The sequence below is a fragment of the Nioella sp. genome, assembly GCF_964229645.1.
Taxonomy (GTDB): Bacteria; Pseudomonadota; Alphaproteobacteria; order Rhodobacterales; family Rhodobacteraceae; genus Nioella.
Map to the genome: position 1 here is coordinate 1 of NZ_CAXREX010000136.1, position 7144 is coordinate 7144.

The following is a 7144-nucleotide window of genomic DNA, read 5'->3' on the forward strand; positions in this document are numbered from 1 at the left end:
TCGTTGCGCTATGTCTCGGAACTGCTGTCGAAACTGGGCGGCAGCTACGATCTGCACTACGGCCCCGTGCAGCCGGCAGGCACGGCGCCCGAGGTCTTGCAGGAGCTGGCCGAAACCCTCGTGCCCGGCCTCTATCGCTAAGCGGGCACGAGGAACGGCGGCGCTACTGAAGCACGGATGGCAGGAAGAGCGCGATTTCGGGCAAGGCGATCAGCGCCGCGACCATTGCCAGCATGGCCAGCACATAAGGGATCGCCCCGACCATGACCTCGCTCATGCGCCCCGACTTGCGCGCACCTTGTACCACGTAGAGGTTCAGGCCGACGGGCGGGGTGATCAGGGCCATCTCGATCAGCACGATCATGAGGATGCCGAACCAGATCGGGTCATAGCCCTGTTCCACCACCAGCGGCACGATGATCGGGATCGTCACCACCATCAGCGACAGCGTCTCGATGAAGAAGCCAAGCACGATGTAGATGCAGACCACGACGAGGATCGTCATCAGCGGCGACAGGCCGAGCCCGTCGAGGAAGGCCGAAAGCTCCGCCCCGAGCCCGGCCGAGGCCAGCGTGAAGTTGAGAAAGCTCGCCCCGATCACCACAAGCATGATCATCGAGGTGATCTTGACGGTGCCCACGACGCTTTCGGCCAGCATCGACAGGGTGACCCTGCTGAAGGTCGCGGCGATAACCAGCGCCCCGGCGACGCCCACGGCGGCTGCCTCGGTCGGCGTGGCCCAGCCCTTGTAGATCGAGCCGATGATGATGGTGAAAAGCAGCACGATCGGGATCAGCTGCAAGAGCGCCCGCAGCATCTCGGGCCAGGGGAAGACGCGCCGCTGGCCGCCCAGGTCGGGGCGGATCGTGCAGATGATCGCCGTGATCAGCAGGAAGCCAAGCGCGAGCAGAATCCCGGGCAGAAGCCCCGCGAGGAAAAGTTGCGGGATCGAGGTCTGGGTCAGGAAGCCGTAGACGATGAGGTTGATCGAGGGCGGGATCATGATGCCGAGCGTGCCCCCGGCGGCAATGGCCCCGGAAAAGAGCCTGGGGTCATAGCCCAGCTTCTCGGCCTGCGGCATGGCCACGGTCGCCACGGTGGCCGCCGTCGCCACCGAAGACCCCGAGGTCGCCGAAAACATCGTGGCGGTCGCCACATTGGCGTGAACAAGCCCACCGGGCATCCAGGACACCCAACGGTCGAGCGCGGCATAGGTCCGGGCAGCGATGCCGCTGCGCACCAGGATCTCGCCCAGGAGCACGAAGAAGGGGATGGCAATGAGCGTGGCGTTGTTCGAGGTGGACCACACGAGATTGCCCAGGCCCCGCATCAGCGGGAAGGGGCTGAAGAAGATGTCGGTGCCGAAGCCCAGAAGGAACAGGACGATGCCCACCGGGATCGACAGGGTCAGCATGGCCAGAAGGCCCACGGTCACATAGGCGATCACAGCACGGCCTCCTCTTCCCCGAAGGCCCCGATCGCGGCCTCGGCCTGCTGGAACTCACCCCTGAGCACCATCAACAGGGCCGCCACGAAGGTCAGCCAGGACACGATTGCGAACCAGACCCATCCGGCAAACCACGGCCCCTGCACCAGCCACAGCGGCGTTTCCAGCGGCGTGTTGGCGCGCGACAGGTTCGAGATGGATCGGTCGAGCACGGGCCAGCATTTCACCGCGATGACACTGACGGTGCCCGACAGAACCACCATCGAGAAGAGATCGAAGATCGCGCGACCGAGCGACCCGGCCCGGCTGCGGATGATGTCGATGCGGACATGGGCCAGCTCCAGAAGCGCAAAGCCCATGCCCCAGGACGTCACGATAGCCATGACGTATCCGCTGATCTCGTCGGTTCCCCCGAAGGAGGCCCCCAGTTTTCTCAGCCCGATGTCCAGCAGCACGAAGACCGCGCAGAGGAACAGCACGAGGCCGATCACCATGGCCACCCACCTGTTGAGGCGGCGCAGGAGGGAGAGAATGGACTGAGCCATCTTGGGGCGCTCCTTCAGGGGTCCGAGATCAGTTGACAGGCACCGTCACACCGACGGTCGCGCCTACGCTTTCATTCCAGCGCGTGGCCCATTCGCTGCCTGCACGCTCGGCCCATTCCGGCAGAACTTCGGATACGAGGATACCGCGAGCGCGTTCGAAATCGGCTTCCGACACATCCACCAGGGTCATGTCGCGTGCTTCGCCGGCGGGGCAGTCGCCATTGCCGGTCAGGCAGGCGATGTCATTGACCAGCGCATCCTGCGCCACGGCCCAGGCCGGGTCTTCGAAATTGGCCGCGATCTGTTCTTCGATCAGGGCCTGCATGTCCGCGTCCATCGCGTTCCAGCGGTCGAGGTTGATGGCGGTCACCACCGAGTCCCACCCGCCAAGCGGGATCGGAAGCAGATGGGTGGACACTTCCCACCATCCGGCCGAATAGCCCGACCCTGCGCCGGTCACGGCACAATCCACGACCCCGCGCTGAAGCGCGCCGGGCACTTCCGAGAAGGATACGTTCACGCCCTCGGCCCCGAGCGCTTCGAGGAACTTGGCGGTCATCCGGCCCGAGGCGCGGATTTGCAGGCCGGCGAGGTCATCGAGGCTGTTGATCTCGGCGTTGCAGAAAACGACCTGCGGCGGATAGGGCGCGATCGCCAGAACGTGGCTGTTGAAGCGCGCGTTGAAGATGTCTTCGACCATCGGGCGCGCGGCATCGACCATCGCGCGGGCCTCGTCCGCCGAGAGCGCCAGAAGCGGCACGTCGAGCCCTTCGAGTTCCGGCGCGTCGGCCACGGCATAGTCGGCCACGGTCATGGCCACATCGTAGACCCCGTCCCCGAGCAGCCGGTAGACGTCTCCCACGCCGAGGTTCATCTGGTTATGCGTGGTCAGCGCAACCGACAGCGCGCCGCCCGAGGCTTCGGGCAGGGTCTCGGTCCAGAACGGGGCTTCGAACTGGTTGTGCAGCGGCAGGCTGGACCAGCTGCCCACGACGGACAGGTCTTCGGCCAGCGCCGGGGCGGCGACGAGGGCGCCGGTCAGCAATGCGATGGTCTTTTTCATGGGGTCTCTCCTTGTTGGATGTTAGCGGTTCGGATCGCTTTGGGAAATCACGGGAAATTCTGCGTCATCCGGCACATCCGTGATCAGCATGTGGCCGGGCTTGTGACTTATGAAAAGCGGCAGCGCCGCGCGTTCGACGGCAACCTGGGGCGTGACCCCGCAGGCCCAGAACACGGGCACGCAGCCATCGGGCACCGGGGCCGGGTCGCCCCATTCGGGGCGGGAGACATCGGTGATGCCGATCTCGGCGGGGTCTCCCCAGTGCACGGGGGCACCATGGCCAAGGGGGTAGCGGGCCGAGATTTCCAACGTGCGGTGCAGCTGTACTTCGGGAATCGCCCGCATGCTGACAACCATCGGCCCGCTGAACGGTCCGGCCGGAACCGTCTCGATGGACGAGCGGAACATGGGCACGGTCCGGTCATTGTCGATATGCCAGAGCCTGATCCCGTCATCTTGCAATGCGCGTTCGAAGGTGAAGGAACAGCCAAGCGCGAAGGCCACGAGGTCTTCGCGCCAGATATCGCCAATATCGGTGGTCGAGCGGTTAAGCCGCCCGTTTTCATAGATGTTGTAGGCCGGAACATCGCTGCGAATGTCGATGTCATGGCCCAGGGTGAACATGCTCGGATTGCCGGTGTCGGACGCGCCGACCAGCGGACAGGGCTTGGCGTTTCGCTGGCAGTAACGCATGAAATCAAGCGCGAATTCCTCGGGCATGATGGCCAGGTTCGCCTGAAGATACCCCGCCCCGAGCCCCGCCGTATGCGATGCGTAATCACCCGTGCGGATCGCTGCACGCACCGCGTCTAGGGGTTGGGATCTCAGATCCGAGTGTCGGTTTGGCACGTGTGTCACCTCCGGTTGGAGGCAGTATCGAAACCAGAATATATAAGATCAAATTGAATGAATTTGGCGATTGCTATAAAATACTTTTATCAGCAAAGCGTGTTGCAACATCCTGTGCCACCATCGCGGCGGTCTCGATCATGTGGCTTTTGGGCTCGCCCAGGAACGAGGCCGAAAAGCAGAGCGGCTCGGGCAACCAACCCGGATCGAATGTCCTGATCCGCCCCTCGGACACCCAGGCCGCCCCGAGCGCGCGCGGAAGCGCCGCCACGCCTAGCCCCGCCTCGACCAGACGAAAGCAGGCTGATAGCGACGAGGAGGGAAAGGTCGACACGGCAGGCCCCATATGCTCGAAAAGCTTGGCCTTCAGTTCCCGGTAGGGCCTTGTATTTCGGGCATAGGTGATGACCGGCTTTCGCAGAAGCCCGGCCGGGCCATCCTCGGGCTCTTCGGCATCCATGGCGCAATACCATTGCAGGTCGAAGGCCGGCAAATCCACGTTGTCGACGGAATATTCCGAGATCGGCCCAAGCAGGATCGCAAGGTCGATTTCCCGGTTCAGCAGGTCGTTGCGCAGGTTGATCGAGATGTCGACATTGATCTCGATTTCCAGCGTGGGAAAGCGGCGGTGCAGTTCCGCCACGAAATCCGGCAGCCAGCATTGGGCAATGGTTTCCGACACGCCGAGCCTGAGATGCCCTTCTACCCCGACAGGGTCCATCACGTCCTTGCCCACGAGCTCGGCCAGTTGCTCGATCTGTTCGGCATAGCGCACCAGCAGGTCCCCCCGCTTGGTCAGACGCATCCCGGACGAGGACCGCTCGAACAGCTCAGCCCCAAGCGTCGCTTCGAGGTTCTTGATCCGCGTGGTGACAGCGGGCTGCGTGATGTTGAGAAGCTCCGCGGCCTTGCGGATCGCCCCGGTTCGGACCACCGCCAGGAAGGCGCGAAGCTGGTCTAGGTTCAATCGGGCTTTCATGTCGGTCCGCCAAGGTGGGATGCGCGCGCAAGCCTAGGCCGAAGCGGGTCAGGGACGCAATTGCCGCGGTGAATTCTGCCTGCTCCACCAGAGACGCGATTTCATTGCCGAACGCAGCCACGGTCTGTCAGCCAAAGATACCCAGTCATCAGGGGGAGGCTGGCCGTGCCGTGAAGATGCCACTGTCCAATCGCGCCGAAGCTGCCCGACGCTGGTTGTGGGTCAGGCTGGTCCTGTCAGCCGTCTTTGCGGGAGTTCCGTCCCTGGCCTGCACGACCGAGGACTCGCTCGGTTCGAGGGCCAGTGGTATGGGCAGGGCCGAGTGCGCCCGGACGCGGACTCTGCCTCGGAGCCGATGGCCTGCCGACTTGTTTTCGACCCTGGCGCGCCGGGCGAGATCACGACGCGCGGCATCTGCGCCACCGCGACGGAAACACAGCCGGTATCGGGGCATCTTTCCTGCCTGGAGGGAACCTTGTCAGGGGCCCTGCTCAGCCAGCCCGAGGCAGAAGAGCCAAGGCTGCTTGAGGCCACGCAATCCGGGACCGCGACCCTGCTGGAGCTGGAAGGCCGTCATCCGGTTGGCGTGCCCCCATCGGGTGGTCCGGGTTAACTGTTAGTTCATCGTGGGTCTCTGGTCCACCGGGACGATGCTTTCGGGCGCGGGAGGGCGGTAGCCCAATGCGCTGTGCGGCCTGACGGTGTTGTAATGGATACGCCATTGCTCGATCAGGATTTGGGCCTCCCTTAGGCTGTAGAATAGTTCTCCATTCAACAGCTCGTCCCTGAAGCGGGCGTTGAAGCTTTCGCAGTATCCGTTTTCCCATGGTGAGCCCGGTTCGATATAGGCCGTCTTAGCACCGACTGCGGCGATCCACTCTCGCACCTTCTGGGCCATGAACTCCGGCCCATTGTCGGATCTTATGTATTCCGGCGGGCCGCGCAGGATGAACAAATCTGTCAGCGCATCCAGCACGTCCGTGGAGTTAAGCTTGCGATCAACGCGGATCATGAGCGCCTCTCTTGTGTATTCATCGATGATGTTGAGCGTCCGGTAGGCCCGACCATCAGCCGTGCGATCCTGGACGAAGTCGTAGGACCAAACGTGATTTGGGCGCTTTGGCCTGAGGCGCACGCATGACCCGTCGTTCAGCCAAAGCCGCCCTTTCTTCTTCTGTTTTTGTGGGACTTTCAGCCCTTCACGCCGCCAGATACGCTCGACCCTTTTGTGGTTCACACACCAGCCAGCGTTATTCAGCATCCCAGTGACCATCCGATATCCGTAACGTCCGTACTGGTCAGCCAGCTCGATGATATCATCGGTCAACCGCCGTTCATCTGCACGGCCTTGCGGCACCTTTCGTTGCGTGGATCGATGCTGCCCAAGTGTGCGGCAGGCGCGGCGCTCAGACACGCCAAGCTCCTGCCGCACATGGTCGACGCACTTGCGACGACGCGAAGGGCTCAGAAGTTTCCCTTCGCCGCTTCCGTCAAGATCAACTTGTCCAGCGTCAGGTCAGACACCGCCCGTCGAAGCCGCTGGTTCTCTTTCTCCAGCTCCTTCAGCCGCGCAAGCTGCGACCGCTGCATCCCACCATAAAGCTTCCGCCACCGATAAAACGTTTGCTGCGTCACGCCGATCTGACGCACAGCCTCGGCAATCGTCGCTCCCTGTCCTTGCAGAACTTCAACTTGCCGAAGCTTCGACACAATCTCTTCGGGCTTCTCTCGCTTTCCAGCCATCGCTGATCCTCCAATTGCGGGATAAATCTATCCCAGTTGGTGGACCACTTTCAGGGGGCAACTCCAACATAGTTAGCGGCGGCCGGGGGTTGTTCTTCGGTGTCTGTCCCTCGGATGCCAGGATCAGTATTGCGCCATTCGAAGTCTTCCGGCGCCAGCTCACCCTCGAAGGTGCGCATTCGCTGAACCACAACATCCCTCGGGCCTTGGCTGAAATCGAGAAACTTGGCCCGCAAGTGGATCGGATCATTTCGGACAGGATGTCACTCGATCAGATGGCAGATCATCTCGCGACAAGCCCCCCGAGCGGCAGCCTGAAGGTGCAGTGTATCGCTCAGCCCGAATAGCTTTCCGAACAAGCTATGACGCCAACTGTCGCAATGCGCGACGATGCAACCGCAATGGTGAGATGCTTAGTGATGGCATTCCCACCAAAGAAGCCGACTGACCAACTTGAATGAACACTGATGAAGGAGTTAGAATTTACTGAGGTGTAGTTTCCGGTCTGATCAAAATTT

At 62.4% G+C, this 7144-nt stretch carries 8 protein-coding genes and 1 pseudogene; 2 read left to right on the forward strand and 7 right to left on the reverse strand.

Going from position 1 to position 7144, the window contains the following annotated elements; all coding sequences use genetic code 11:
- Positions 1-163: 163 nt before the first annotated feature.
- From ACEQXV_RS09015 to ACEQXV_RS09035, 5 genes are all read right to left on the reverse strand, one after another.
- Positions 164-1447: a TRAP transporter large permease gene (locus ACEQXV_RS09015; protein WP_370254246.1), complete on the reverse strand. Its 1284-nt coding sequence runs from the start codon at positions 1445-1447 to the stop codon at positions 164-166.
- Complete coding sequence (locus ACEQXV_RS09020; RefSeq protein WP_370268854.1) at positions 1444-1992, reverse strand: TRAP transporter small permease subunit; 549 nt, start codon at positions 1990-1992, stop codon at positions 1444-1446. The genes ACEQXV_RS09015 and ACEQXV_RS09020 overlap by 4 nt, the downstream gene beginning before the upstream one ends.
- Before the next feature lie 28 nt (positions 1993-2020).
- Positions 2021-3055 (reverse strand): TRAP transporter substrate-binding protein, encoded by a 1035-nt coding sequence (locus tag ACEQXV_RS09025; RefSeq protein ID WP_370268855.1) that lies wholly within the window; start codon positions 3053-3055, stop codon positions 2021-2023.
- A 21-nt stretch (positions 3056-3076) separates the two neighbouring features.
- Positions 3077-3904, reverse strand: a complete 828-nt coding sequence (locus ACEQXV_RS09030; RefSeq protein ID WP_370254242.1) for a putative hydro-lyase — start codon at positions 3902-3904, stop codon at positions 3077-3079.
- Positions 3905-3977: 73 nt separating this feature from the next.
- Positions 3978-4883, reverse strand: coding sequence for a LysR family transcriptional regulator (locus ACEQXV_RS09035; protein ID WP_370254241.1), 906 nt, complete (start codon positions 4881-4883; stop codon positions 3978-3980).
- Positions 4884-5238: 355 nt separating this feature from the next.
- Here ACEQXV_RS09035 and ACEQXV_RS09040 point away from each other — a divergent pair, with 355 nt between their 5' ends.
- Complete coding sequence (locus ACEQXV_RS09040; protein ID WP_372525539.1) at positions 5239-5496, forward strand: hypothetical protein; 258 nt, start codon at positions 5239-5241, stop codon at positions 5494-5496.
- 3 nt (positions 5497-5499) lie between these two features.
- Here ACEQXV_RS09040 and ACEQXV_RS09045 read toward each other — a convergent pair.
- Positions 5500-6626, reverse strand: a protein-coding gene (locus tag ACEQXV_RS09045; RefSeq protein ID WP_370254601.1) for an IS3 family transposase whose coding sequence is annotated in 2 segments (ribosomal slippage) — positions 5500-6362 and positions 6362-6626 — 1128 coding nt in all. Because the reading frame shifts where the segments join, the coding sequence is not laid out codon by codon here.
- A 77-nt stretch (positions 6627-6703) separates the two neighbouring features.
- On the opposite strand from ACEQXV_RS09045, the pseudogene ACEQXV_RS09050 reads away from it, so the two are divergent.
- Positions 6704-6848: pseudogene (locus ACEQXV_RS09050) on the forward strand (zinc-binding dehydrogenase); the annotation flags it as partial.
- A 112-nt stretch (positions 6849-6960) separates the two neighbouring features.
- Here the strand turns inward: ACEQXV_RS09050 and ACEQXV_RS09055 are convergent.
- On the reverse strand, positions 6961-7144 hold a 184-nt coding region (locus ACEQXV_RS09055; RefSeq protein ID WP_370268859.1), incomplete at its 5' end, for a hypothetical protein.